The sequence below is a fragment of the Vibrio palustris genome (genome assembly GCF_024346995.1).
GTDB lineage: Bacteria > Pseudomonadota > Gammaproteobacteria > Enterobacterales > Vibrionaceae > Vibrio > Vibrio palustris.
This window is the reverse complement of sequence record NZ_AP024888.1, coordinates 603,015-628,091: the sequence shown is the minus strand read 5'-3', so window position 1 is coordinate 628,091 and position 25,077 is coordinate 603,015. Positions and strand designations below refer to the sequence as shown.

At 46.0% G+C, this 25,077-nt stretch carries 20 protein-coding genes; 16 read left to right on the top strand and 4 right to left on the bottom strand.

The window, feature by feature from the left end:
- Positions 1 to 14: 14 nt before the first annotated feature.
- The 15 genes from OCU30_RS15175 (at position 15) to OCU30_RS15105 (ending at position 19,155) form a co-directional block, all read left to right on the top strand.
- Positions 15 to 1,268, top strand: a complete 1,254-nt coding sequence (locus tag OCU30_RS15175) for a sarcosine oxidase subunit beta family protein (protein WP_077314220.1) — start codon at positions 15 to 17, stop codon at positions 1,266 to 1,268.
- A 15-nt stretch (positions 1,269 to 1,283) separates the two neighbouring features.
- The gene (locus OCU30_RS15170) at positions 1,284 to 1,589 is read left to right on the top strand and encodes a sarcosine oxidase subunit delta (protein WP_077314221.1); all 306 of its coding nucleotides are present in this window, start codon (positions 1,284 to 1,286) and stop codon (positions 1,587 to 1,589) included.
- Positions 1,586 to 4,603: a sarcosine oxidase subunit alpha gene (locus tag OCU30_RS15165; RefSeq protein ID WP_077314222.1), complete on the top strand. Its 3,018-nt coding sequence runs from the start codon at positions 1,586 to 1,588 to the stop codon at positions 4,601 to 4,603. The genes OCU30_RS15170 and OCU30_RS15165 overlap by 4 nt, the downstream gene beginning before the upstream one ends.
- A complete protein-coding gene (locus OCU30_RS15160; RefSeq protein WP_077314223.1) occupies positions 4,596 to 5,264 on the top strand; it encodes a sarcosine oxidase subunit gamma in 669 nt (222 codons plus the stop codon). The genes OCU30_RS15165 and OCU30_RS15160 overlap by 8 nt, the downstream gene beginning before the upstream one ends.
- A 49-nt stretch (positions 5,265 to 5,313) precedes the next feature.
- Positions 5,314 to 6,183 (top strand): formyltetrahydrofolate deformylase, encoded by an 870-nt coding sequence (gene purU, locus OCU30_RS15155; protein WP_077314224.1) that lies wholly within the window; start codon positions 5,314 to 5,316, stop codon positions 6,181 to 6,183.
- Between the two features lie 186 nt (positions 6,184 to 6,369).
- Complete coding sequence (locus OCU30_RS15150) at positions 6,370 to 7,749, top strand: L-serine ammonia-lyase (RefSeq protein WP_077314225.1); 1,380 nt, start codon at positions 6,370 to 6,372, stop codon at positions 7,747 to 7,749.
- 346 nt (positions 7,750 to 8,095) lie between these two features.
- Positions 8,096 to 9,232 carry a choline metabolism transcriptional regulator GbdR gene (gene gbdR, locus OCU30_RS15145; protein WP_077314226.1) on the top strand — a complete coding sequence of 379 codons (1,137 nt, stop codon included), beginning with the start codon at positions 8,096 to 8,098 and terminating at the stop codon, positions 9,230 to 9,232.
- A 170-nt stretch (positions 9,233 to 9,402) separates the two neighbouring features.
- On the top strand, positions 9,403 to 10,380 hold the full coding sequence (locus tag OCU30_RS15140) for a dipeptidase (protein WP_077314227.1): 978 nt from the start codon (positions 9,403 to 9,405) through the stop codon (positions 10,378 to 10,380).
- A gap of 54 nt (positions 10,381 to 10,434) precedes the next feature.
- On the top strand, positions 10,435 to 10,968 hold the full coding sequence (locus OCU30_RS15135; RefSeq protein ID WP_077314228.1) for a DUF5943 domain-containing protein: 534 nt from the start codon (positions 10,435 to 10,437) through the stop codon (positions 10,966 to 10,968).
- Positions 10,969 to 11,073: 105 nt separating this feature from the next.
- Positions 11,074 to 13,137 carry an NADH:flavin oxidoreductase gene (locus OCU30_RS15130; RefSeq protein WP_077314229.1) on the top strand — a complete coding sequence of 688 codons (2,064 nt, stop codon included), beginning with the start codon at positions 11,074 to 11,076 and terminating at the stop codon, positions 13,135 to 13,137.
- Between the two features lie 9 nt (positions 13,138 to 13,146).
- Positions 13,147 to 15,105, top strand: coding sequence for a (Fe-S)-binding protein (locus OCU30_RS15125; protein WP_077314230.1), 1,959 nt, complete (start codon positions 13,147 to 13,149; stop codon positions 15,103 to 15,105).
- 9 nt (positions 15,106 to 15,114) lie between these two features.
- On the top strand, positions 15,115 to 16,347 hold the full coding sequence (etfA, locus tag OCU30_RS15120) for an electron transfer flavoprotein subunit alpha (protein ID WP_077314231.1): 1,233 nt from the start codon (positions 15,115 to 15,117) through the stop codon (positions 16,345 to 16,347).
- Positions 16,337 to 17,137, top strand: coding sequence for an electron transfer flavoprotein subunit beta (gene etfB / locus OCU30_RS15115; protein WP_077314232.1), 801 nt, complete (start codon positions 16,337 to 16,339; stop codon positions 17,135 to 17,137). Before etfA ends, etfB begins: the two co-directional genes overlap by 11 nt.
- Positions 17,138 to 17,211: 74 nt before the next feature.
- A complete protein-coding gene (locus OCU30_RS15110) occupies positions 17,212 to 18,822 on the top strand; it encodes a BCCT family transporter (RefSeq protein ID WP_077314233.1) in 1,611 nt (536 codons plus the stop codon).
- 75 nt (positions 18,823 to 18,897) lie between these two features.
- The gene (locus OCU30_RS15105; protein WP_077314234.1) at positions 18,898 to 19,155 is read left to right on the top strand and encodes a hypothetical protein; all 258 of its coding nucleotides are present in this window, start codon (positions 18,898 to 18,900) and stop codon (positions 19,153 to 19,155) included.
- Between the two features lie 284 nt (positions 19,156 to 19,439).
- Here the strand turns inward: OCU30_RS15105 and OCU30_RS15100 are convergent, their stop codons facing one another.
- Positions 19,440 to 20,699 carry an aromatic ring-hydroxylating oxygenase subunit alpha gene (locus OCU30_RS15100; RefSeq protein ID WP_077314235.1) on the bottom strand — a complete coding sequence of 420 codons (1,260 nt, stop codon included), beginning with the start codon at positions 20,697 to 20,699 and terminating at the stop codon, positions 19,440 to 19,442.
- Between the two features lie 309 nt (positions 20,700 to 21,008).
- Between OCU30_RS15100 and OCU30_RS15095 the strand changes: the two genes are divergently transcribed.
- A complete protein-coding gene (locus OCU30_RS15095; RefSeq protein WP_077314236.1) occupies positions 21,009 to 22,136 on the top strand; it encodes an FAD-binding oxidoreductase in 1,128 nt (375 codons plus the stop codon).
- Positions 22,137 to 22,269: 133 nt separating this feature from the next.
- Here OCU30_RS15095 and OCU30_RS15090 read toward each other — a convergent pair whose 3' ends face one another.
- The 3 genes from OCU30_RS15090 to msrP form a co-directional block, all read right to left on the bottom strand.
- Entirely contained in the window at positions 22,270 to 23,226 is a 957-nt protein-coding gene (locus tag OCU30_RS15090) for a 2-hydroxyacid dehydrogenase (RefSeq protein ID WP_077314237.1), read from the bottom strand.
- A 173-nt stretch (positions 23,227 to 23,399) separates the two neighbouring features.
- Complete coding sequence (locus tag OCU30_RS15085) at positions 23,400 to 24,023, bottom strand: protein-methionine-sulfoxide reductase heme-binding subunit MsrQ (RefSeq protein WP_077314238.1); 624 nt, start codon at positions 24,021 to 24,023, stop codon at positions 23,400 to 23,402.
- Position 24,024: 1 nt separating this feature from the next.
- Positions 24,025 to 25,029, bottom strand: a complete 1,005-nt coding sequence (gene msrP / locus OCU30_RS15080; protein WP_077314239.1) for a protein-methionine-sulfoxide reductase catalytic subunit MsrP — start codon at positions 25,027 to 25,029, stop codon at positions 24,025 to 24,027.
- Positions 25,030 to 25,077 lie beyond the last annotated feature (48 nt).

Genomic DNA, 25,077 nt, shown 5'->3' with positions numbered 1-25,077 from the left:
TCGGGAGAGATTATATGGAGCGTTATTCAGGATTTGGGCTGTTGAAGCACAGCTTAGGCTACCACGAAAATTGGCAGCGCCTATGGCGCAATCCTCAGCCAAAGAAAAAGTACGATGTTATCATCGTTGGTGGTGGCGGCCATGGCTTAGCAACAGCGTATTACTTAGCAAAAGAACATGGCATTACTAATATTGCTGTGATTGAAAAAGGATACCTTGGTGGCGGTAACACCGCGCGTAATACAACGATCGTACGTTCGAACTACCTATGGGACGAAGCGGCGCATCTATTTGAGCACGCACTTAAACTATGGGAAGGCTTGTCACAAGATTTAAACTACAATGTCATGTTTTCACAACGTGGTTGTATGAACGTTGGGCATACGCTTCAAGACATGCGTGATATCGAACGTCGCGTGAATGCCAACCGTTTGAACGGTATCGACGGCGAAGTCTTGGACGCTCAGCAAGTTAAAGAAATTGTTCCGGCCATGGATTGTTCTCAAAATCGTCGTTACCCAGTGATGGGTGCGTCATGGCAGCCACGTGCCGGGGTTGCTCGTCACGATGCGGTTGCATGGGGCTATGCACGTGGTGCTGATGCGATGGGCGTTGATTTACTGCAACAGACCGAAGTGACTGGTTTTGAGATGGAAGATGGCGCAGTGGTCGGTGTGAAAACCAATCGCCACGGGGTGATTCGCGCGGATCGCGTTGGTTGTGTCACCGCTGGACACTCTGGTGTGATGGCGAATATGGCAGGCTTTGAGTTACCGGTTGAATCTCACCCGTTACAAGCTTTGGTATCTGAGCCAATCAAACCTGTTATTGACACGGTCGTGATGTCTAACCATGTGCATGGTTACGTGAGTCAGTCAGACAAAGGCGATTTGGTTATAGGTGCAGGGATTGATGGTTACACAGGTTACGGTCAACGCGGATCTTATCCAACCATTGAGCATACTATTCAAGCGATTGTCGAAATGTTCCCAAGCTTTAGTCGTGTGCGTATGAACCGTCAATGGGGCGGTATTGTTGACACCACTAATGATGCCAGCCCAATTATTTCTAAAACTCCTGTTGAGAACTTGTTCTTCAACTGTGGTTGGGGCACGGGCGGTTTTAAAGCCACACCTGGATCGGGGCATGTGTTTGCTGCATCACTCGCGAAAGGCGAGATGCACGAACTGGCCAAGCCGTTTTCAATGTTCCGTTTTCATGATGGTGCTTTGGTGGATGAACATGGTGCAGCGGGCGTTGCGCACTAAGCTAAGGAGAGCAGAATGTTTCATATTTATTGTCCATATTGCCAAGAAATGCGTGAAGAAGAAGAGTTTCACGCCAAAGGACAAGCCAGTATTTCCCGTCCTTTAGACCCAGATAATTGCACTGATAAAGAGTGGGGGGAATTCCTTCACTTCCGTACTAACCCGAAAGGGACCCACCACGAAATGTGGCACCACGCGGCGGGATGCCGTAAGTATTTTAATATCGTGCGTAACACGGCGACGTATGAAATTGAACAGGTGTATAAAATGGGTGAAGAACCAAAAGCCTTAGAGCATGACAGCCAAGGAGTGGAATCATGAAACAACCTAATCGCTTAGCGTCTGGTGGTCGAGTTAAGCGCGCTAAAGTGCTCAACTTCACTTTTAACGGTAAACCTTTTCAAGGGTTCGCTGGAGATACTGTCGCCTCAGCTTTGTTGGCTAACGGTATCGACATTGTTGGCCGTAGCTTTAAATACAGCCGCCCTCGTGGTGTGATTGCCGCCGGCGCTGAAGAGCCCAATGCCATCTTGCAAGTTGGTGCAACAGAAGCGACACAAATCCCTAACGTCCGTGCGACGCAACAAGAACTGTATGAAGGTCTTGTATGTTCATCAACGAATGGTTGGCCAAACGTTGAAACGGATTTTATGGGCATGGTGGGCAAAGTCGGCGCAAGCCTAATGCCACCTGGCTTTTATTATAAAACGTTTATGAGCCCTGCTAAAATGTGGCCAACTTACGAAAAATACATTCGTAAAGCGGCGGGATTGGGCCGAGCGTCTAAAGAAGAAGATCCTGATATTTACGATCATATTAATCAACACTGTGATCTATTAGTGGTTGGTGCAGGTCCTGCGGGCTTAATGAGCGCACTGTGCGCAGCTAAAGCCGGTGCTCGTGTGATTGTTGCCGATGAGCAAAATGAGTTTGGTGGTAGTTTATTAAGTACGTCAGAACTCATCGATGGCAAACCAGCAAGCCTATGGGTTGAAAAAGTTGTCGATGAATTAGCCACGTATCCCGATGTCACGTTGTTAAGCCGTTCAACCGTTAACGGTTATCATGATCATAACTTCTTAACGATTCATGAGCGGATTGGCGACCATGTTGCCGATGTAATTGGCCGTGATAAAGCGCGTCAACGCATGCATCGTGTTCGAGCGGATTGGGTTGTATTGGCAACAGGTGCGCATGAGCGTCCTTTGGTATACGGCAATAACGATGTTCCTGGTTGCATGCAAGCCTCTGCGGTATCTACGTATATCAACCGCTATGCAGTGGTTCCGGGTGAGAAACTGGTTGTGATGACGACCAATGATGATGCTTACCAAACTGCCATCGATTGGGCGAATGCGGGTAAAGAAGTGGTCGCTGTGGTGGATACGCGTCAAACCGTATGTGGTACGCGTATTGATGCGGTCAAAGAGCTTGGTATTAAAGTGATGACTGGCAGCGCCGTGATTGATGTCACAGGCTCAAAACGTGTCTCTGGTGCTGTTGTTGCGAGTATCAACGAAGCTGGCGATAAGGTGACGGGTAAAGAACAGACACTCGCTTGTGACACGATTGCGAGCTCTGGCGGATGGAGTCCTGCGGTGCACTTATCTTGTCATACGGGAAGTCGCCCGGTATGGGATGACCAAGCGATTGGTTTTGTGCCTGGCGAAACAGTGCAACGTCAATTAACCGCTGGATCTATTAATGGATTACAAACCTTGCAGTCGGTACTTGAGCAAGGTTTGGAGGTTGGACAAAGTGCAGTACAACGTTTGGATCTGAAGGCCAGCGCGTTAAGCTGTCCGAAAGTAGAAACCCCGCGTAGCGGCCAACCTATGGCGTTGTTCCATATTCCGCACACTAAGCCGACCTCGCGTGCGCCAAAACAGTTCGTTGATTATCAAAATGATGTGACGGCGTCAGCGATAGAACTGGCGACGCGTGAAGGATTTGAGTCAATCGAGCATGTAAAACGTTATACCGCATTAGGTTTTGGTACTGACCAAGGTAAGCTGGGTAACATTAACGGCATGGCGATCGCGGCGAAGAAACTAGGGCAAACGATCCCTCAAACAGGTACGACGATTTTCCGTCCTAACTATACCCCAGTGACTTTTGGTGCAATTGCAGGACGCAACTGTAATGAGTTGTTCGATCCTATTCGTTATACCGCGATGCATGAATGGCATGTTGAGCAAGGTGCTAAGTTTGAAGAAGTAGGTCAGTGGAAACGGCCTTGGTACTTTCCTAAAGGCGGTGAAAGCATGCAACAAGCGCTCAACCGTGAATGTCTCGCTGTACGTGAAGGCGTTGGTGTTTTGGATGCCTCTACGTTGGGTAAAATTGATATTCAAGGGAAAGACGCACGTGAATTTCTTGGTCGTGTTTACTCAAACGCATGGGCAAAATTAGCGATAGGTAAATGTCGCTACGGCTTAATGTGTGGTGAAGATGGCATGGTCTTCGATGATGGTGTGACCGCGTGTTTAGGCGAGAATCACTTTCTAATGACAACCACGACAGGCGGCGCTGCGCATGTGCTTGAGTGGTTAGAGCTATACCATCAAACGGAATGGCCAGAAATGGAAGTCTACTTTAACAGCGTAACGGATCAGTGGGCGACCATGACCGTGGGCGGGCCGAAAAGCCGTCAGTTGATTGAAGAATTGACAGACATTGATGTGAGCGCGGATAACTTCAAATTCATGGATTGGAAGCAGGGTAAAGTCGCTGGCGTACCAGCGCGTATTTTCCGTATTTCGTTCACTGGCGAGTTGTCGTTTGAAATTAACGTGCAAGCAAATTATGCACGTTATGTATGGGATAAGTTATTTGAGCACGGTGAAAAATACGACCTAACCCCATATGGCACTGAAACCATGCACATTCTGCGTGCAGAAAAAGGGTTTATTATTGCAGGCCAAGATACTGATGGCTCTGTCACACCGTACGACTTAGGTATGGATTGGTGTGTGGCGAATAAGAAGCCATTTAGTTTTATCGGTAAGCGTGGGATGGCATTAGAAGCTAATGCGAAAGCTGGCCGTAAGCAAATGGTGGGGCTGAAAACAATTAATCCGACAGACGTGCTACCAGAAGGTGCACAAGCGGTGGCGGATCCAAATCAACCCGTCCCAATGAAAATGTTAGGGCATGTAAGCTCTAGTTATTGGAGTGCCACACTAGAGCGCGGTATTGCGTTAGGCTTTGTCCTTGATGGCCACAATAAGATGGGCGACACAGTGTTCTACCCATTAGTGGATGGACGTGTGATCGAAGCGGAAATTTGTAGCCCTATATTCTTGGATCCAAAAGGAGAACGCCAAAATGTCTGATGTACTTTCTACCGAAAAAGCTGAAGTCGCAGCAAGTAACGACGTTGCGGTAATGGATCAATATTGCACATTGCCAGCGCAATCACCGGTTTTTGATAGTCAAAAACATTTCACGATTCAACCCACCACGAGCAAAACTGGCGTGGTAATGAAAGAAGTGGCCCTGATGGGTCACCTCATCTTGCGCGGTAATAGCGATAATGCCAATTTTGTTGGTGAAGCTTCGCAAGTTTTGGGGCTAGAACTGCCGACAAAACCACTGACGAGTGTGGCTAATGACGTGACACGTATTATGTGGCTTAGCCCTGATGAGTGGTTAATCATTTCCTCCAATGACATGATGTTTGACATTGAAATCGCGTTACGCGCGAAATTAACAGGACATTATTCGATAGTTAACCAAAGCGGTGGGCAAACTATTATTGAGTTATCTGGCGACCATAGCGTTGATATTCTGAAGAAAAGTATGCCATTAGATGTGCACCCAAAAGTCTTTCCTGTTGGGAAAGTGGCCGCGACCATTTTTGCGAAAAGCTCAGCGGTGATTTGCCGTACTGGCGAGACGCAATGGCAATTGGTGGTACGACGTAGCTTTGCTGATTATATCTGGCGTTGGCTGGTGGATGCGGGCCAAGAATTTGGCCTAACGATTGAAAAGTAGTGGAAATCAAGCCGAGCACCTTTGCTCGGCTTATAGCATGGAGCGACCTATGACGAAAATGAAGTCTGATACTTGGGTATTTACGGGCAGTTGTCCTAGCCAACTGGGCACCGTAGATGTGGTGACCCGGTTTATGGCAGAATCAGGCAACTACGTTGACGAAATTCATTCGTTCGATGATCGTGTACAACGTCAGTTTTTCTTAAGAATTGAATTTACGCCTAACGATAGCGAGTTTTCGGTTGAGCAATTTAATGCTGAGTTTGCGAAACGCGCCACGCTATTTGATATGAAGTGGGATTTATCCCCCTCCTCGAAGAAAGAGCGTGTGGCTATTTTAGTGTCGAAATTCGATCACTGCTTAAACGATTTGCTGTTCCGAGTGCGTACTGGGCAGTTACATATTGAAGTGCCGGTTATCATCTCGAATCATCCAGATTTAGAGCCATTGGCGAAATGGCATAATATTCCATACTACCATTTGCCAATTACGCCGGATACGAAGCTCGCACAAGAACAACAGATTTTAGCTTTGTTGAAGGACTATGATATTGATCTTACTGTCTTAGCCCGTTATATGCAGGTATTGTCACCGGATATGTGTCGTCAACTCGATGGCAAAGCGATTAATATTCATCACTCATTACTTCCTGGCTTTAAGGGCGCACGTCCTTATCATCAAGCTTGGGAGAAAGGCGTTAAAATGGTTGGGGCGACGGCGCATTACGTGAATAATGATTTGGATGAAGGCCCGATTATAACCCAAGGAATTCAACCTGTTGATCATGCTCATTATCCGGAAGATTTAATCTCTAAAGGACAAGATATTGAGCGTATTACGTTATTTAACGCTGTGCGTTATCATGTGGAAAAACGTGTATTTTTAAGCGGTAAGCGCACCGTAGTATTTAGTAACTAATTGCCCTTATTTGGGGAGGTTCTCTCCCCAAAATTTCTCTTTCTTTCCCGTCATATCAAGCTTTTTTATTCCCGTTCTGATTACGTCGACATTAGAAGCACAAATGTCGTTTCAGAGCACCTAATTAATCTATTATTGATAAATAATCATTTTACATTTGAAAACGGAATTTCTTAGGAGTGTGCCATGAACATTAGCGTATTTGATTTGTTTAAAATCGGCATCGGTCCCTCAAGCTCTCATACCGTCGGTCCCATGAAAGCGGCATGCTTGTTTATTAGAGAACTCGAAGCCAGTGGTGAGTTTGACAGTGTTGAGAGTGTGAAAATTGAATTGTTTGGATCTCTTAGTGCTACGGGAGCAGGACACAATACTCACAATGCCGTTATTATGGGGTTGATGGGTTACCAGCCAGATGTGATTAATCCTGATGTGATTGATCCCACGATTCAGGCGGTATGTGAAACCAGCACGTTGATCTTTGGTAACAAAAAACCGATCTCATTTGATTGGGATACCCAATTGATTTTTGATGACCGTGTACTTGATTACCATCCCAATGCGATGACGTTGTCGGTTTTTGACGCTGACCAACAGCTAATTAAAGCCAAAACGTATTACTCCATTGGGGGCGGATTTGTATTGGACGAACACGAAATACAAGACGATCATTGGCCAGAAGATACCATCAGCCTACCTTATGACTACTCGACGGGCGAGCAGTTACTGTCATTATGTAAACAACATGATGCGCGCATCAGCGAAATAGTCATGGCCAATGAAATTGCCCTAAGACCACAAGCCGAAGTGCGTGAGGCGATTTTCACCCTCTGGAACGCCATGCAAGAGTGCATTACGACTGGGATCGAGAATACCGGTATATTGCCAGGCGGATTGAATGTTAAGCGACGTGCTGCTGCCCTTCATAAGGCGCTCACCGCGACGTCGCAAGCTGACGTTATTTATGCCTCGCTGAGTGGTATGGATTGGGTCAATCTATTTGCGCTTGCGGTCAATGAAGAAAATGCCGCTGGCGGGCGAATGGTGACCGCTCCAACTAATGGCGCGGCGGGGATCATTCCTGCTGTACTGGCCTACCACATGCGTTTTCATGCTCGCGCTAAAGAAGAAGATGTTATCACTTTCTTTTTGGCGGCCAGTGCCGTTGGTGCATTATGCAAAAAAAATGCATCAATATCAGGCGCGGAAGTTGGGTGCCAAGGAGAAGTTGGCTCGGCGAGTGCTATGGCCGCTGCGGGATTAACCGAAGTATTAGGTGGAACGCCAGAGCAGGTCGAAAATGCAGCCGAAATAGCGCTAGAGCATAACTTAGGGCTGACTTGTGATCCGGTTGGCGGTTTAGTTCAGGTTCCGTGTATTGAGCGCAATGCGATTGCCGCCGTAAAATCAATCAATGCTGCGAATATGGCATTGCGTGGTGATGGGCAACATTTTATTTCGCTGGATAAAGTCATTCGCACGATGCGTGATACCGGACGAGATATGCAAGATAAGTATAAAGAGACATCTCGGGGAGGCTTAGCTGTTAATGCTATTGAGTGTTGATTTTTTAACCAGATGTTTTTGTTGCATTTTTTAACATTTATCACTCGAATGGTGCAGCCTTACTGTATTGGTGCAAGGTGAACTCCAAATTATAACTCAATTTGGAGGCTTGTAACCTTAAGATTTCACATAGAAAAACTATTTTTTTAAGTGAGATCGCACAAATGCAAGGGATTGCACCATTAAATTTATGCTACGACACAAAAATTTAACAAAGTAGGCGTCAAGAGGCACAGTTGTTGCTATGTTGGTAGAGTAAAACAAGGCTCATTCCACCAAAAATATAATCAAGGTAGTGAGTCGTTACATTTTCTCTCCAACAAATAAATATGCAATGGAGTGTGTTATGTCTGTCTCAAACTATAAGCTCAACACAACAGTAACCAAACCCGTCAATCGTATTGGGTTTTTGCTGCTCGACAACTTTACGATGTTAGCGTTAGCTTCTGCCGTTGATCCGCTACGTATGGCCAATCAACTGACAGGCAAAGAGCTATATGATTGGTATACGATTACGGAGAATGGCCAGATGGTCACGGCCAGTGATGGTATCAACGTGACACCTGATTGCTCTATGGTTGACGCCCCCGTGTTAGATACATTGATCGTGGTGGGTGGCGTTAATATCACGCGTAGCTTTACTTCAAAGCAGGTCTCGTGGTTACAATCGTTAGCACGTAAGCATGTGCGACTCGGTGGCGTTTGTACTGGGCCATACTTACTAGCAGAGGCAGGCTTATTGGATGGTTACCAATGTAGTGTACATTGGGAATGTCTCGCTACACTTCAAGAGCGTCACCCGCGTGTCAGCTGCCTGAATCATTTATTTGTTATTGATCGTGATCGTATGACGTGTAGTGGAGGATCTGTTCCACTCGATATGATGATTACGATGATCCAAAAAGACTATGGTCGTGAGCTTGGATCGAGTATTTCTGAAATGTTTATTTGCGATCGTGTTCGTGGCGAGAATGACTATCAGCGTATTCCTCTTAAGCATATGATTGGTACCGCTCAGCCGAAATTGGTTGAAGCGATTACCCTGATGGAAGCGAATATCGAAGAAACCATCGAGTTAGACGAACTTGCCGTTTATGTTGGCTTATCGCGTCGTCAATTAGAGCGTCTATTCCAGAAATACCTGCATTGCTCGCCTTCCAAATATTATCTTAAATTGCGTTTGTATCGTGCGAGACAATTACTTCGTCAAACGTCGATGTCTATCATTGAGATTGCCACCGCATGTGGGTTTGTCTCGTCACCTCATTTTAGTAAGTGTTATCGCATTCATATCGGTATTTCGCCGAAGGCTGAACGAGTAGGCACACAAGGGGCGGCGTTGACCAATGTACCGTTAGTTGCGGCCGCAATGGGTGAAGCAAACGTTGTCAATATGTTGGAATATAATATGGCACCACTGCGCTCTTCTAAGGTACTGTTTGAAGCGCAGCACGAGCCGACATATGGTTCTGTGTCACTATAATCAATGAATTAACGCAAAAAGCCGCCGTTTCTGAATACGGCGGTTTTTTTATGTCTAATTGTCGCGATTAGTTACGCAAAATGGATTTAGGATGCCGTTTTCAGAACACTTTTAAAAAGCCTTAATACCTATTCTGGAGTCTAACAAGGGATGACTGAATAGGTGATGAAATGAACGCAACGGACTTGCATGATGACGCGATAGTAATTGATGGTTTGGTTATCGCAAAATGGGAACGTGAGTTATTCGAAGACATGCGCAAAGGCGGTATTACTGCAGCCAATTGCACTGTGTCAGTCTGGGAAGGCTTTCAAAATACCGTTAATAACATTGTTGAGATGAACGAATTACTCGATGCCAACAGTGACCTTGTTTTGAAGGTACGCAATACCAAGGATATTCGCCGTGCTAAGCAAGAAGGGAAAACTGGCGTCATGATGGGCTTTCAAAATGCCCACGCGTTTGAAGACCAGCTTGGTTACGTACAAGTCTTTAAAGACTTGGGCGTTGGTGTTGTGCAGATGTGCTATAACACACAAAACTTAGTGGGGACCGGTTGTTACGAGCGTGATGGTGGTTTGTCGGGCTTTGGTCATGAAATCGTCGCTGAAATGAACAACGTTGGCATGATGTGTGATTTATCCCATGTTGGTGCTCATACTTCTAAAGAAGTCATTCTCGCCTCTAAAAAGCCAGTGTGCTATTCACACTGCCTACCTAGTGGTTTAAAAGACCATCCACGTAATAAATCTGATGAAGATCTAAAATTCATTGCTGATCATGGCGGCTTTGTTGGCGTGACTATGTTTGCCCCGTTCTTGAAAAACGGTATTCATTCAACGGTTGATGATTACGTCGAAGCCATTGCGTATATCTACAATCTCGTGGGAGAAGATCAAATCGGTATTGGTACCGACTTCACTCAAGGGCATGGTCAACCGTTTTTTGAATGGTTAACGCACGACAAAGGCTATGCGCGCCGTCTGACCAATTTTGGTGAAATCATTAACCCTGAAGGGATCCGCACGTTGGGGGATTTCCCTAACTTGACTGAAGCATTATTACGCCATGGATTTACTGAAACGCAAGTTCGTAAAATCATGGGAGAAAACTGGCTTCGCGTATTAGGAGAGGTTTGGGGAGAATAAGTCGCAATGCGAACGACTACCCAAACTCACAGTCTTGGAAATGGAGAATTCGAAATGAGTACACACGCACCAGAAATGCCAATTGTTGTTGATGATGAAACGGGCGTATGGACGACCGATGCGTTACCTATGTTATATGTACCTCGCCACTTTTTTGTGAATAACCATATGGGGATTGAAGAAGAAATTGGCGCGGAACGTTATGCAGAGATTTTATATAAAGCAGGATATAAATCAGCTTATTATTGGTGTGAAAAAGAAGCGCAAGAGCATGGTTTAAGTGGCGATGCTGTTTTTGAACATTATATGAAACGTCTATCCCAACGTGGTTGGGGGTTCTTCGTCATTGAGCATCTTGATATCAAAAAAGGTGAAGCTCGCGTGCGTTTAGAGAATTCTTGCTTTGTATATCAATACGGTAAAGTGAATCGCAAAGTTGATTACATGTTTACTGGTTGGTTTGCGGGAGCGATGGATCAAATTGCGAAAAGCTTGGGCTACACCATAACAACACAAGCAGTGCAAACCCAAAGTGGCGCGCAGGAAGGATGTGAATTCGGTCTATTTGAAGTTACGCCAATTGTGTAGCTGCAAATCATCAGAATTTATTTAGTCAGCAATGTTTATTGCGTAAGCAATGTCAAGGAAGACAGCCTTACCCATTGAGAAGTAAGGCTGGTACAGAGGTGAAGCATGTCTCAGTTCGATGTTCTGTTCCAACCATTAAAAATTAACAATACTACTATCCGTAACCGTATTGTCAGTACTGCACACGCAGAAGTTTATGCCACCGATGGTGGGATGACGACCGATCGCTACGTAAAATATTACGAAGAAAAAGCGAAAGGGGGATGTGGTCTATGTATCTGTGGTGGGTCCAGTGTTGTGTCCATCGATAGTCCACAAAGTTGGTGGAGTTCTGTCAATTTATCGACCGATCGTATCATTCCTCATTTCCAAAATTTAGCCGATGCTGTGCATAAGCATGGTGGCAAAATTATGATTCAAATCTCACATATGGGACGTCGCTCTCGTTGGGATGGGGAAAACTGGCCTAATTTAATGTCGCCATCCGGCGTGCGCGAACCTGTGCACCGCGCGACATGCAAAACCATTGAAGAAGAGGAAATTTGGCGCGTTATTGGTGATTTCGCTAAAGCGGCAGTGCGCGCGAAAGAAGGTGGGTTAGATGGTGTTGAGCTATCAGCGGTTCACCAACATATCATTGACCAATTTTGGTCGCCACGGGTTAACAAGCGTACCGATCAATGGGGTGGCAGCTTCGAAAACCGTATGCGTTTTGGTATGGAAGTGGTGAAAGCCGTACGTGAAGCGGTAGGCCCTGACTTTGTTGTCGGTATGCGTATTACTGGTGACGAATTCCATCCAGATGGTTTGACGCATGATGACATGAAGCAAATCGCCAAGTATTACAACGATACCAACATGATCGATTTCTTTGGTGTCGTTGGATCAGGGTGTGATACGCACAATACGCTTGCCAACGTTATTCCGAACATGAGCTATCCGCCAGAACCGTTCCTACATTTGGCGGCAGGCATTAAAGAAGTCGTGAGCGTTCCGGTTATCCACGCGCAAAATATCAAAGATCCCAACCAAGCAAAACGCATCCTTGATGCAGGGTATGTCGATTTCGTTGGTATGACACGTGCCCACATTGCTGATCCGCACTTGATTACTAAAATCAAGCTCGATCAAACGGATCAAATTCGTCAATGTGTTGGGGCAAACTACTGTATCGACCGCCAGTATATGGGCTTAGATGTATTATGTATCCAAAATGCCGCCACCTCTCGTGAGCATATGGGCATGCCACATATCATTGAAAAAACAACCGGGCCAGTTCGTAAAGTTGTGATTATCGGTGGTGGTCCTGCGGGGCTTGAATCAGCACGAGTAGCTGCAGAGCGTGGTCATAACGTGACCTTAATCGAAAAAGCGTCTGAACTTGGCGGGCAAGTTAGCATTGCGGCTAAAGCGCCGCAGCGTGATCAAATGGCCGGCATTACCCGCTGGTTAGCGATGGAATTGACTCGTCTAAATGTGGAAGTGATTCTTGATACCGCAGCGAATGCCGACATGATCCGTGAACTGGCGCCCGACGTCTGCATATTAGCAACAGGTGGCTCGCCATTTATCGAACAAAACCCCGACTGGGGAGCGGAAGAAGGCTTAGTTGTATCTTCATGGGATATTCTAAACGGCACCGTTGAACCTGGTGAAAATGTGTTGGTATTCGACACCATTTGTGAGTTCTCGGGAATGTCGGCAGCGGATTACCTTACGGCAAAAGGCGCCAAAGTGGAATTAGTGACCGATGATATTAAACCTGGTGTTGGTATCGGCGGCACAACGTTCCCAACTTATTATCGTAGCCTGTACGAAAAAGAAGTGATTATGAGTTCGGATCTGGCATTGATCAAAGTTTATCGTGAAGGTGATAACTTGGTTGCTGTGTTAGAAAATGAATATACCGAGCACAAAGAAGAACGCGTGGTTGACCAAGTTGTCATTGAAAACGGCACACGCCCTAATGAAGCTTTGTATTATGAGCTGAAAGCAGAATCTGTCAATAAGGGTCAAATCGATGTGGAAACCTTGTTTGATTCGAAACCTCAGCCGGTTTTATCCGAAGCACATGACGGTATGATTTTGTGGCGTATCGGTGACTGTGTGTCACAACGTAACACGCACGCTGCGATTTATGATGCATTACGTCTATGCAAAGATTTGTAAGGGGGGCGTATGTTCCTAGAGTCGTTACTTCCCATTCTACTCGTGGCAGCCGGACTACTGGCTGTCGTAGGCATGGTGCGTCGCATAATGATGTGGCGCAAAGGGCAGAGTGAGAAAGTCTCTTTGCTTGCTGGGTTAGCGGCGGTTCCACGTCGCTATTTGGTTGATTTACACCATGTTGTTGAACGCGATAAAGTCATGTCCAATACCCACGTCGCAACGGCGGGTGGCTTTGTACTGTCTGTTATTCTTATTTTTGCCGTGCATGTATTTGGTATTGCACCACACATCCTTTCTTGGGTGTTGTTGGCGTCTTTAATAATGATGTGTGGCGGGGCGCTGTTTGTGGCACGTCGCCGTCTTAACCCGCCGACTCGCTTATCGAAAGGCCCTTGGATGCGTTTGCCAAAAAGCTTATTGATGTTTTCAATTAGCTTTTTTATTGCCACGTTACCCGCTTCTGGCCTGATTTCCGGTGACGCATTTAACATCGTTGCTTGTTTGGTACTCGTTGCGGCGATCGTGTGGGGCTTAGGAGAAATGTTCTTTGGCATGGGCTGGGGCGGTCCAATGAAGCATGCCTTTGCTGGTGCGCTTCATTTGGCATTTCATCGCCGGCCTGAGCGTTTTGGCGGCGGTCGTTCGACTGGGCTTAAAGCTGTCAATTTGGATGGTGATAAATTAGGTGTTGAAAACCCATCGGACTTTAAATGGAATCAGTTGCTCGGCTTTGATGCCTGTGTGCAATGTGGCCGTTGTGAAGCGGTATGCCCAGCGTTCGCGGCTGGTCAGCCGCTGAACCCGAAAAAACTGATTCAAGATATGGTTGTCGGTTTAGCCGGAGGGAACGCCGAAAATTACGCGGGCAGTCCTTATCCGGGCAAAGATATTGGTGCCGCCAAAGGCGACCCGCATCAGCCGATTGTCGGTGGTGTAGTCGATGCCGATACTTTATGGTCATGTACCACGTGCCGTGCGTGTGTTGAAGAATGTCCGATGATGATTGAACATGTGGATGCAATCGTCGACATGCGCCGTTTCTTGACCTTAGAAAAAGGAGCCACGCCTAATAAGGGAGTGGAAGTGTTGGAGAACATCATTTTCACCGATAACCCCAATGGCCATGCACCTAGTAAACGGTCACACTGGGCTGCGGATCAAAACCTTAACTTAATGTCCGATGTCAAACGCGCGGATGTGCTGTTTTGGGTGTCGGATGGTGCCTTTGATATGCGTAGCCAACGTATTTTGAAAGCTTTCGTTAAAATCTTAAAAGCGGCCAAGATTGATGTGGCGATTTTAGGTGATGAGGAGCTTGATAGTGGTGATGTTGCCCGGCGCTTAGGCGATGACGCGACGTATCAACGCCTTGCCAAGCAAAATATCGCGACGCTCCAGAAATACGATTTTGATTGCATTGTCACGACTGACCCTCATGCATTCCATTGTATCAAAAATGAATATCCAGACTTTTATCCTGAAGGTGAAACGCCGGATTACCAAGTTTGGCACCATACAACGTTCATTAACCAGTTGGTCGAAAAGGGATTAATTAACCTTGGAACACTATCAGCGGGTAAAGTGACATACCACGATCCATGTTATCTCGGTCGTTATAACGGTGAATATGATTCGCCGCGAGCTGTGCTTAAGCAGCTAGGCGTTGAAATCGCTGAAATGGAACGTTCCGGGTTTCGCTCTCGTTGTTGTGGCGGCGGTGGCGGCGCGCCAATTACCGATATTCCTGGTGAGCGTCGTATTGCTGACATGCGTATGGATGACATTCGTGAAACCGAGGCGGATTTAGTCGCCGTTGGTTGTCAGCAGTGTACCGCGATGCTTGAAGGTGTGGTAGAGCCGCGTCCTGAAGTGAAAGATATTGCCGAACTCGTGGCTGAGCAGTTGCTTGAGCCAACAGATAGTGCAGTAGAAGAGTGGTCGCCAGCGTTAGACGCGCAAGCCGTATAGGAGATAGATATGGCAGATTATATACTACGACGTGACCCAAGAGTGGAATGGATTCGGCGTAATCGCCTACATCCTGACCATGAGAGCTTGATGGTCAAACCGATTGAAGAAATTGGGCCAAGTGGCTTGTTAAGACGTTATCCACACCGCGTTGGATTTATTGGTCCAAATGGTATTAAACGTATTGACCGTTTAAATCGCCAAGCGGGTGCCACTGGAATGTCGCGTCAAGCGAGTGCTGCCGAGGCGCCATTACCACTACATCAAGTCGCGGAGCCTGATTTTTATGTGGTTGTTGTACCGGATATGTCCGGTGGACGTTTAACCTCACACGATAAAGACGTTCTGGGACAAGCGCACCAGCTTGTTAAACAAAGCGAAGGGAATGGCGCGGTGATCGCGGTAGTGTTTGGTTCTCACAAGGAAGAAGCGTTTGAATTGGCAGGAGTTGACCGCTTACTCACGGTCAGTGATCGCTGCTTTGATGATTACTCCCCAGACATGCGTGCTAACGTACTGGCGAGTATTGACCGACACTTCACTCCGCAACATTGGTTGTTCCCAGATAGCATACACGGTGGTTTTGAAATTGGTGCGCGCTTCTGTGCCATGGTGCAAGAGCGCCCTGCCACCCAAGCGTGGTCAGTCAATGCCAATGAGTCGGTATGCCGCGCTGCGGGCGGACGACATGATATTAAACGCCAGACCCCTAAGGTATTGTTGTTAGCTCAAGAATGTGCGTTGCCTATTGATGAAACTCGTCATGAAGCGCTGCCTGTTGATGTGAGTTTTGATATTCCTACACAGGGTGATATTACAGATTTAGGCGCGGTAGCTGTCGATCCACAGGCGGTACCATTGACTGAAGCCGAGTTTATTCTTTCGGCGGGTAACGGTGTGCATGAATGGGATCGATTCCATGAAGCTGCCGATAAGCTCGGGGCAACGGAAGGTGCAAGCCGTGTCGCCGTGGATGATGGCTTTATGCCACGACATCGTCAAGTAGGCGCTACCGGTAGTTGGGTGACGGCGAGAGTTTATGTCGCGGTTGGTATTTCAGGCGCTATTCAGCACCTGCAAGGCATTGGTGCGTGTGACAAAGTGATTGCCGTCAATACCGATGAAGGATGCGACATGGTTAAACGTGCTGATTTAACTGTTATCGCCGATAGTAATGAGTTTTTGCAGGAATTGATTGCACTACTTCCTGATACAACCGAGGGATTATCCGATGCCGCTTAACTCTAAACAATCGCTTAAAATTAGTACCTTAGTATCGATAGGTGCACACCCTGATACCGGGCGTGCACGTCGCTCAATGACTGATGCGCGGGCGGTAGAGCTCGCGTTAAGTATGAATGCAGGTGACGTCGACGTGGTTCACGCTGGGGATCCAAGTGATCCTGCTTTGTCTTATTACAGTGGTATGGGATTGGCACAGATCCAAGTGTTATCACAAAACCCTGATGATGATGCGCTCAGTACCTTAACCGAGCACTTTAAAACGAATATGCCAGATATTGTGTTGACGGGCATGCGTGCAGAGAGTGGCGAGTCTTCAGGGATGCTACCGTTCTTTTTAGCACAGCAACTACAGTGTCCAATGGTCATGGGGATTGCGGAAATTTTATCGGTAGAAAATGGTCAGGCCAAAGTGTTGCAAGCGTTGCCCCGTGGCCAACGTCGTGCGATTCAAGTGTCATTACCTTTTATCGCCAGTGTGGATCTAGCGGCACAAGAACCCCGTCAAAGTGCCTTTGGTCGAGCACGCAAGTGTGACATTGTCACGCACGAAGTCGCTGAACATGTCGTCGATCAAGAGAAGATTACCTGGGAAGAAAGCATTGCTAAGCCTAAGGCAAAACGTTTAAAAGTCGTTAAAGCGAAAAGTGCGGCCGATCGTTTTAAAGCGGCCACTGCGAAAGCAGAATCGACCGGAGGAAAAATTATTAAAGGAGAGCCTGTTGCTGATATGGCGCAAGCGGTACTGGATTTATTGATAGAAGAGGGCGTTGTACATACGAGTAAATAAGCAGATAAGGATGTACTGCTGAAAGATCATAGCGTCATTAAAAATGAATAGGTCATCACGGAAAGAGGGATCATATGAAAAACGCAGTAGAGAGGTCGAAACGCGATCGTAAGCGAAAGACAAAAGAAATTTATGATACGGATTATTGTATTGGACAAGATAATGTCAGATTAATGGGGATGGATATTCACAACCCTGTGTTTGGTACTAGTGCCGTACTGATTTTATTATTTATCGTTTTAACCTTAGTGTTTCCTGACGGAGCAAATCAAGCACTGACCAGCGCCCGCAGTTGGTCAATCAATAACTTTGATTGGTTTTTCATAGTAGGATGCAATATTTTCGTCGTATTTTGCATATTTTTGTTGTTATCTCCTGTTGGGAAAATCCGTTTGGGTGGTAAAGACGCAACTGCCGAGTTTTCCTATTTATCCTGGTTTAGTATGTTGTTTGCTGCTGGGATGGGGATTGGCTTGATGTTCTGGAGCGTTGCCGAACCCGTTGCTTACTATACAGATTGGTATGGTACGCCACTCAATGTCGCTCCCAACACTGAACAAGCGAAAAACCTAGCGTTAAGCGCCACCATGTATCATTGGGGATTACACCCTTGGGCGATTTATGCCGTGGTAGGATTAGCTTTGGCATTTTTCTCTTACAATAAAGGTTTACCACTGACCATTCGCTCGGCATTTTTTCCTTTGCTCGGAGAACGTTGTTGGGGGGCAATCGGCAATTTTATTGATATCCTAGCCGTATTAGCGACCATTTTTGGTTTGGCAACATCGTTAGGTTTTGGTGCGCAACAGGCCGCCGGGGGGTTAAGTCACCTATTGGGAATATCAAGTGGAATAACCACACAAATTGGATTCATCGTCGTGGTAACGGCGATTGCGATTATATCGGTCACCCGTGGGCTTGATGGTGGTGTTAAGTTACTGAGTAACATTAATATGTTTATCGCGGCAGGTTTAGTGGCTTTGATTGTTGTCGTTGGGCCTACCTTGTCGATTGCCTCAACATTTGGGGACATTGCGGTAGGTTATGTCAAAAACTTTGCGCCATTATCAAACTGGATAGGTCGTGAGGATTCAGAATGGTTCCATGGCTGGACAGTCTTTTATTGGGCATGGTGGGTATCTTGGTCACCGTTTGTTGGTATGTTCATCGCGCGAGTATCAAAAGGACGCACTGTACGTGAATTCATTACGGCAGTACTGCTAATTCCGACCATTGTCACTATGGTGTGGCTGAGCATTATGGGCGGCACGGCATTGGAGCAAGTGACATCGGGTGTTGGCGAGTTATCAAATGGTATCAGTGATGTATCGTTGGCGATGTACCAGATGTTCGATCAGTTACCTGTTAGCACGTTACTTTCTGTTGTAGGAACGCTGTTAATTCTGATGTTTTTTGTGACATCATCAGATTCAGGGTCGTTGGTTATTGATAGTATTACCGCAGGTGGTAAAGAAGACGTACCAGTCGGGCAACGTGTATTTTGGGCGGTTGTTGAAGGGCTGATAGCAATTACACTCTTGGTGGGTGGCGGTGCAGAAGCATTAACCGCGCTACAAGCGGGGGCCATTACGACAGGGCTGCCGTTTACCTTGGTATTAATTATCATGTGTTGGAGTTTGTATAAAGGCTTGCAGTCCGAGAAACATTTATATCAAACCGCTTAGTTATCAACGAGTATAATACCGATAATAGTTAGTCAGGGGAGGCAGGAAGCCTCCCTAATTTTGGAGAGTAACAATATGATGCATGCAGATTTAGTCGATATGGAAGATTTTGTACTAGAGCTACAAGGAGTGGGTCTGGTTTGCGAATCTCATGATGCCAGCAGTGTCCAAGCCAGTATTGAGCATTGGTTAGCAACGGCAGACGACTCGGATAATGATTGTTTTTGGGATACCTTATTAAGAATTGAAGCAGAAGGGATTCTATTACCGGATGTTGAAAACTTAATTAACTGGAGTCATAAGTATAGCGAGCATGTACAAAAGCCTAATTGAACACATTTTCGTTGCGTAAAAGCCCGCTCTTTATGAGTGGGTTTTTTTATGGTTTCGCTGTGAATATTGGAATGATGCCACTTGAGCCTAACGATAATATAGCCTTTATTAGCGTACAGGATTCTGTGTGGAAGCAACGCGTTCAGACTAGTCGGGCAGTAGTTTACATGGTTTGGAGATAAGCGAGGGTGTACATGTTGCGGGGCATAAATATTGCGGAAAAATCCACAAAAAAGAGAGCGCTATCGCTCTCTTTTGATGATGTATAACGAGTGGCTATTGACTTAGAGGTGTTTCTGAATAGTCTCTGAATACCAGTTAACGAAGTCTATCACACCATACTCATAAGTTTTAGAGTAAGGCCCTGATTGGTAGCGTAGTGAGTTGATACCGCGCTGATTCTCTTCACCTAACTTACGGTCTTGTTCGTTAGTTGCATCCCACACCCGGCGTAATGTTGCAACATCATAGTCAACTCCTTCGACGGCATCTTTATGAACAAACCATTTCGTGGTAACGAGCGATTCTTGCGCTGAAATAGGTAATACGCGGAACACAATGAAGTGATCACTTTGCATATGGTTCCAAGAGTTCGGCAAATGCAGGATACGCAGTGAACCCAGCTTGTCGTTTTTAATACGGCCCAGCATTTTTTGCGAGCTACGTGTACCATCAATTGTCATGACCGATGTCCCTTCTTTGAGAGGCATACGGACTAAACGGTTACGTCGACCAAATTTTTTGTGCTCGTGCGGAATATTTTCATTGTCCCATTCTTGTGCCATACGTTCACAATAGGCTAAAAATTCCGGAGTGGCCCTAGGGTCGGTGGTGTCATCCCATTCAAGTAAGGTATTGAGTAACTCTGGATGACTGCCCGCACAGTGGTAGCATTCGCGGTTATTTTCTAGTACCAACTTCCAGTTGGCTTTTTCGTACATGTTTGACTCAACCGCAAGCTTAGTGTTCGCGACATCATAGGGTTCCATATACTCTTCAAGCGTTGCTAAATAGTCGTCAAAATCGGACTCGGGCGGCGTATCGGCCATACAGATAAATATAAACCCGCCAGCGGTCTTACAATGGATAGGGTGCAGTTTGTGCTGTTGCATATCAAACTCTGGGCCCATTTCCATACCAGCAAACAGTAGGTTACCTTTGGTGTCGTATGTCCATTGGTGATAAGGGCACACTAAGTTAGCAACCTTACCACGGTGTTCTGTACAGATACGTGATCCACGGTGACGGCAGGTATTATGGAAAGCATTCACGTTACCGTCAGCGTCACGTACGATGAGAACCGGATCTTGGGCTATTTCTACGGTGAAATAATCCCCTTTTGCTGGGACTTCACTGGTCATGCCGACAAACAGCCACTCTTTTTGAAAGATTTCTTCGACATCAACTCGAAAGAGTAAAGGGTCGTTGTATAGCGGACGAGGCAGAGAATAGTCCTCTTTGCGTTCACTGAGCATTTTTTTCATTTCTTCCCGGGCGACATCCATGCTTGGGTAAGTAATGTTGAGAATATCGTTTTGATTCATTGCGCTATCTTCTTTTCGAAAATGTGGACGATATGCCCATTGAGGGCTTCCTTGCGTGAGCCAGCAACCTTATATGTGCCTATTGATGTGTGGCTTGATGCTATCCTGCCATCAATAGGAGGATGTCAAGTGGTCTAAACACGACATATGCCGATCCTATTTAAGACATGAGATCACAAACTTTTGGCTTACTGACTGTTTTGGATAAGTTAATGTCGTAAATGGGTAACTCGTTAAACGCAGATAACTCAACAATACGATCAACCCATGGAGGGATACCTTACACACACCGTTGCGGAGAAGCCGGATATGAATACCCCAACTAACTCAGTCACTACAGGTGGCGCTTTTATTCCTGTTGAAACACAGATTTGGGACAACGGTCGCCATGCGGTACGTTGCGTTAAAACCATTCAAGAAACATGGGATACGAAAACGTTTTGTTTTATGGCAGATCAACCGGTGATGTTTTTCTTTAAGCCAGGTCAGTTTGTCACATTAGAGCTAGAAATCGACGGTGAACAGGTATTCCGTTCTTATACTATTTCGAGCTCACCCTCTGTTCCATATAGTTTTTCTATTACAGTGAAACGCGTACCTGGCGGTTGGGTTTCAAACTGGATTCATGATCATTTAGATGAAGGTTCTGAGCTTGCGGTACACGGTCCGGTAGGGGCGTTTAATAGCATTGACTTCCCTGCAGAAAAAGTACTGTATTTATCAGGAGGCGTGGGTATTACGCCAATGATGTCGATGGCACGCTGGATTTACGATACCAACACGGATGTTGATATCACGTTCGTACATAGTTCGCGTACGCCGCGTGATATTATTTTTCACTCCGAGTTGGAGTTCATGACATCGCGGATAGCTAACTTTCAATTGCATTTGATATGTGAGCGCTTGGAGTCAGGGCAGAATTGGTCAGGATATCGCGGCTTCCTTGATGAAGCGAAGCTGTTGATGGTGACACCTGATATTCATGAGCGTGAAATTTTCTGCTGTGGTCCGACGCCTTACATGCGAGCCATTCGCGAGATTTTGCAGAAAATTGGTTTTAACATGAAGCATTACCATGAGGAAACCTTTGGTGCGACGCCTGAAAATGCGGAAGAGCAAGCCGTACAAAGTGCAGAAATTGCCGCTGAAGAAGCCGAAGCACTGACTGCGAGTGATTTGATTGAAGTTGTCTTTACAGAAAGCGATAAGAGCGCACAGATCGCCCCAGGTGATACGGTGCATGCCGCGGCAGCGAAAGCAGGGTTGACCATTCCTCGAGCGTGTGGGATGGGCATTTGTGGTACGTGTAAAGTGAAGAAAATCAGTGGTGATGTTGAGATGAACCATAACGGTGGCATTACCGATGAAGATGTGGCTGAAGGCTATATTCTGTCTTGTTGCAGTATTCCCAATGATGACGTGGTTATTGAATATTAATTAGAGCCAAGTTCGATTAAAAAGGTCAGCATAATAGCTGACCTTTTTCGTAACTAGAACGTACATCACATTGTTTTCTTTTGATGATAATAGCGGACTACGCCATGGTATTGGTGCTTTTACTCTAACGGTCTTATTGTTGTGGTGCTGGAGTTAATAGCGGTTTACCCGCAAAGTGTGCGGCAAGGTTATCGACCACCAATTGTGCCATAGCGTCACGTGTTTCAACCGTCCCACTGGCACAATGGGGTTGAAGTACGACATTATCCATTGCTAATAAAGCGCTAGGTACATGCGGCTCATCATCAAACACATCCAAACCTGCTCCTGCAATATTGCCCTGTTGTAAACACTCCACCAAGGCTGTTTCATCAATGACAGACCCCCTTGAGATATTAATTACATAGCTCGTCGGTTTGAGAGCGGCCAATACAGCGCGATCGATTAAGTGTTTCGTACCGGCTCCTCCAGGGACAACAGGAGCTAAAATATCAACGTTAGCGGCCATTTTTTGTAAATCATCATAAAATGGGAACGACATCTCTGGTTTCGCTTGGCGTGCATAGTAACAAACCTGAAGGCCCATGGCTTGAGCCCGCGTGGCAATGGCTTTTCCAATGCGGCCCATACCGACAAGACCGAGTGTTTTATTCGTGAGTGTGGTGTTCAGTGGCATCATACCTTGGCGTTCCCAGTGGCCATTTTTGATCCAGTCGGCAGCAGGGATAAGACGCCTTAGCGTCGCTAAAATAAGCATGATTGCCATGTCGGCCACATCGTTAGTTAACACATCTGGTGTATGAGTCACCGCAATCCCACGTGCCTGACATGCCTCTACACATAGCGTATCTAATCCGACACTTGATGAACATACCACTTCTACATTAGGTAAGCGTTGCAGTAATTCAGCGGAAAAGCCACCGCCATGAGAGGTAACGACGGCTCTAATACGATGACCAACTGACGCCAACATGGCTTCTTTTTCGGCATCACTCGCGAGATCATAACGATGAAGCTGATAAGTGTTACTTAATTGCAGCATTTGTTTAGGTCGGTTTGGCCATACGACTAATATATCTATCTGACTCATAAATTGGTGCCTCACAAGAGTTAATAAGCTGGGACGATACCGTGTGATATCGCCTCACTACGCTTTAGCTATACTGACATCACTATGACAGCAAAGGCTGGTGTATCAACATGTTATACACCTAAGCCTTTGGCAGTTAAATCAGAGTACCAATGTGATGAGACATTAATCAGTTAATTGTTTAGACTTTTTCGCCATGTCTTCAGCCAACGTGTGATACGCGGTAGCATGATGATGCAGGCTAGCCCCCAGTAATAGATAGGTTCTCCCCATAGGGTTTTCTGTGACCAAGTGAAGTGCAGTAACATTAGAAACAGCGCGAGATAAACCCAACGGTGCAGTTTTTGCCAATAACTGCCCATTTTCCGTCTCACTATATTCGGCGACGTGGCGGTAAACGCGAAAAGCAATAATACGGCACTAAAGCCGACGGTAATATAGGGACGTTGAGCGATCTCAGTGGTAAGACGTGACCAGTCAAATCCTAATATAAAAATAATAAAGGTCAGCATATGGCATAAGGCATACACAAACACATATATCCCAAGCAACCGTCGAAAACGCATGAGATCACCACCTAAGATTCGGCTCAGTGGTGAAATACATAATGTGAACAGTAATAAATTGATGGCACCAATACCGGTAAAGTGCAGTAAACTATCTACAGGATCGGCACCGAGCTTGTCTTGGATACCAAACCAAACCGTTAAGGTGAGGTATCCGCCAATCGTAATATGAAGCAAGGCTTTGATTACGATTCGCTGCCATGGTGAAATACGCCAGCGTAGTCGTGCCATATTAAAAGTTCTTCCTCAAATCCAAGTTTTTATATAGGTCTGCCACTTCGGTATAACCATTAAATAATTGGGTGTCGATACGTTTAGTGGACAGTAAGCCGCCTTTAGTAATACGGCGTTCGGTTGCCTGACTCCACCTTGGATGATCGACATTTGGGTTTACATTCGCATAGAAGCCATATTCATTGGGTGCGAGCAGGTTCCAAGTATTGTCAGGTTGGGTATCAGTTAAGCGTATTTTGACAATTGATTTAATGTTTTTAAACCCGTACTTCCACGGTACGACAAGCCGAATAGGCGCACCATTTTGCGGTTTTAACGTTTTTCCATACAAACCGACACTCAATAAGGTGAGGGGATGCGTGGCTTCTTCTATCGTCAGGCCTTCAACATACGGGTAATTCAACCCACCACCGACAAACCGACTGTCTTGCCCTGGCATTTGCTTAGGATCGTATAAGGTTTCAAACGCTACGTACTTTGCTGATGAACGCGGCTTGGCGAGCGCAATGAGCTGGCGTAATTCAAAGCCAATCCATGGGATGACCATCGACCAAGCTTCTACGCAGCGAAATCGATAAATGCGTTCTTCAAGCGCGAATCGCTTATATAGATCGTCATAATCCAACGTTATCGGGTTATCAACTAGCCCTTCAATCGTTAATTTCCAAGGATCAACGTCAAAATTTTGAGCATTCTCAGAAGGATCGCTTTTACTGGTTCCAAATTCAAAGAAGTTATTATAGGTCGTGACTTTGTCGAAAGGCGTTTGAATTAATTTGGTAGCAGGTCCAGAGTCTTTCTTATACTCGAGAGGGGTAATTGGAAACTGATGTTTTGGTTTATCATCGTCAAATAGGCTAAAAGCGTTGGCTGTCGGGGCTAATAGCGAACTGGCACCAATAAAGCCTAGCGATTTAAGTAATTGACGGCGAGATCGATAGACAGATTCATCGGTGACATCATTCTCGGTTAGATGTGTTTGTGTAGATTTCGACTTTTTCATATCAACATCCTTTTTACTCACACGCCATTTATAAGTAACAGCGTTTAC

Bases quoted from the DNA above. Each gene is read 5' to 3' on its own strand.
- OCU30_RS15105 (WP_077314234.1), top strand. From the start codon at position 18,898: ATGATGCATGCAGATTTAGTCGATATGGAAGATTTTGTACTAGAGCTA.
- OCU30_RS15130 (WP_077314229.1), top strand. From the start codon at position 11,074: ATGTCTCAGTTCGATGTTCTGTTCCAACCATTAAAAATTAACAATACT.
- OCU30_RS15165 (WP_077314222.1), top strand. From the start codon at position 1,586: ATGAAACAACCTAATCGCTTAGCGTCTGGTGGTCGAGTTAAGCGCGCT.
- OCU30_RS15175 (WP_077314220.1), top strand. From the start codon at position 15: ATGGAGCGTTATTCAGGATTTGGGCTGTTGAAGCACAGCTTAGGCTAC.
- OCU30_RS15095 (WP_077314236.1), top strand. From the start codon at position 21,009: ATGAATACCCCAACTAACTCAGTCACTACAGGTGGCGCTTTTATTCCT.
- OCU30_RS15090 (WP_077314237.1), bottom strand. From the start codon at position 23,226: ATGAGTCAGATAGATATATTAGTCGTATGGCCAAACCGACCTAAACAA.
- msrP (WP_077314239.1), bottom strand. From the start codon at position 25,029: ATGAAAAAGTCGAAATCTACACAAACACATCTAACCGAGAATGATGTC.
- OCU30_RS15110 (WP_077314233.1), top strand. From the start codon at position 17,212: ATGAAAAACGCAGTAGAGAGGTCGAAACGCGATCGTAAGCGAAAGACA.
- OCU30_RS15140 (WP_077314227.1), top strand. From the start codon at position 9,403: ATGAACGCAACGGACTTGCATGATGACGCGATAGTAATTGATGGTTTG.
- OCU30_RS15135 (WP_077314228.1), top strand. From the start codon at position 10,435: ATGAGTACACACGCACCAGAAATGCCAATTGTTGTTGATGATGAAACG.
- OCU30_RS15085 (WP_077314238.1), bottom strand. From the start codon at position 24,023: ATGGCACGACTACGCTGGCGTATTTCACCATGGCAGCGAATCGTAATC.
- purU (WP_077314224.1), top strand. From the start codon at position 5,314: ATGACGAAAATGAAGTCTGATACTTGGGTATTTACGGGCAGTTGTCCT.
- etfA (WP_077314231.1), top strand. From the start codon at position 15,115: ATGGCAGATTATATACTACGACGTGACCCAAGAGTGGAATGGATTCGG.
- OCU30_RS15150 (WP_077314225.1), top strand. From the start codon at position 6,370: ATGAACATTAGCGTATTTGATTTGTTTAAAATCGGCATCGGTCCCTCA.
- etfB (WP_077314232.1), top strand. From the start codon at position 16,337: ATGCCGCTTAACTCTAAACAATCGCTTAAAATTAGTACCTTAGTATCG.
- OCU30_RS15160 (WP_077314223.1), top strand. From the start codon at position 4,596: ATGTCTGATGTACTTTCTACCGAAAAAGCTGAAGTCGCAGCAAGTAAC.
- OCU30_RS15170 (WP_077314221.1), top strand. From the start codon at position 1,284: ATGTTTCATATTTATTGTCCATATTGCCAAGAAATGCGTGAAGAAGAA.
- gbdR (WP_077314226.1), top strand. From the start codon at position 8,096: ATGTCTGTCTCAAACTATAAGCTCAACACAACAGTAACCAAACCCGTC.
- OCU30_RS15125 (WP_077314230.1), top strand. From the start codon at position 13,147: ATGTTCCTAGAGTCGTTACTTCCCATTCTACTCGTGGCAGCCGGACTA.
- OCU30_RS15100 (WP_077314235.1), bottom strand. From the start codon at position 20,699: ATGAATCAAAACGATATTCTCAACATTACTTACCCAAGCATGGATGTC.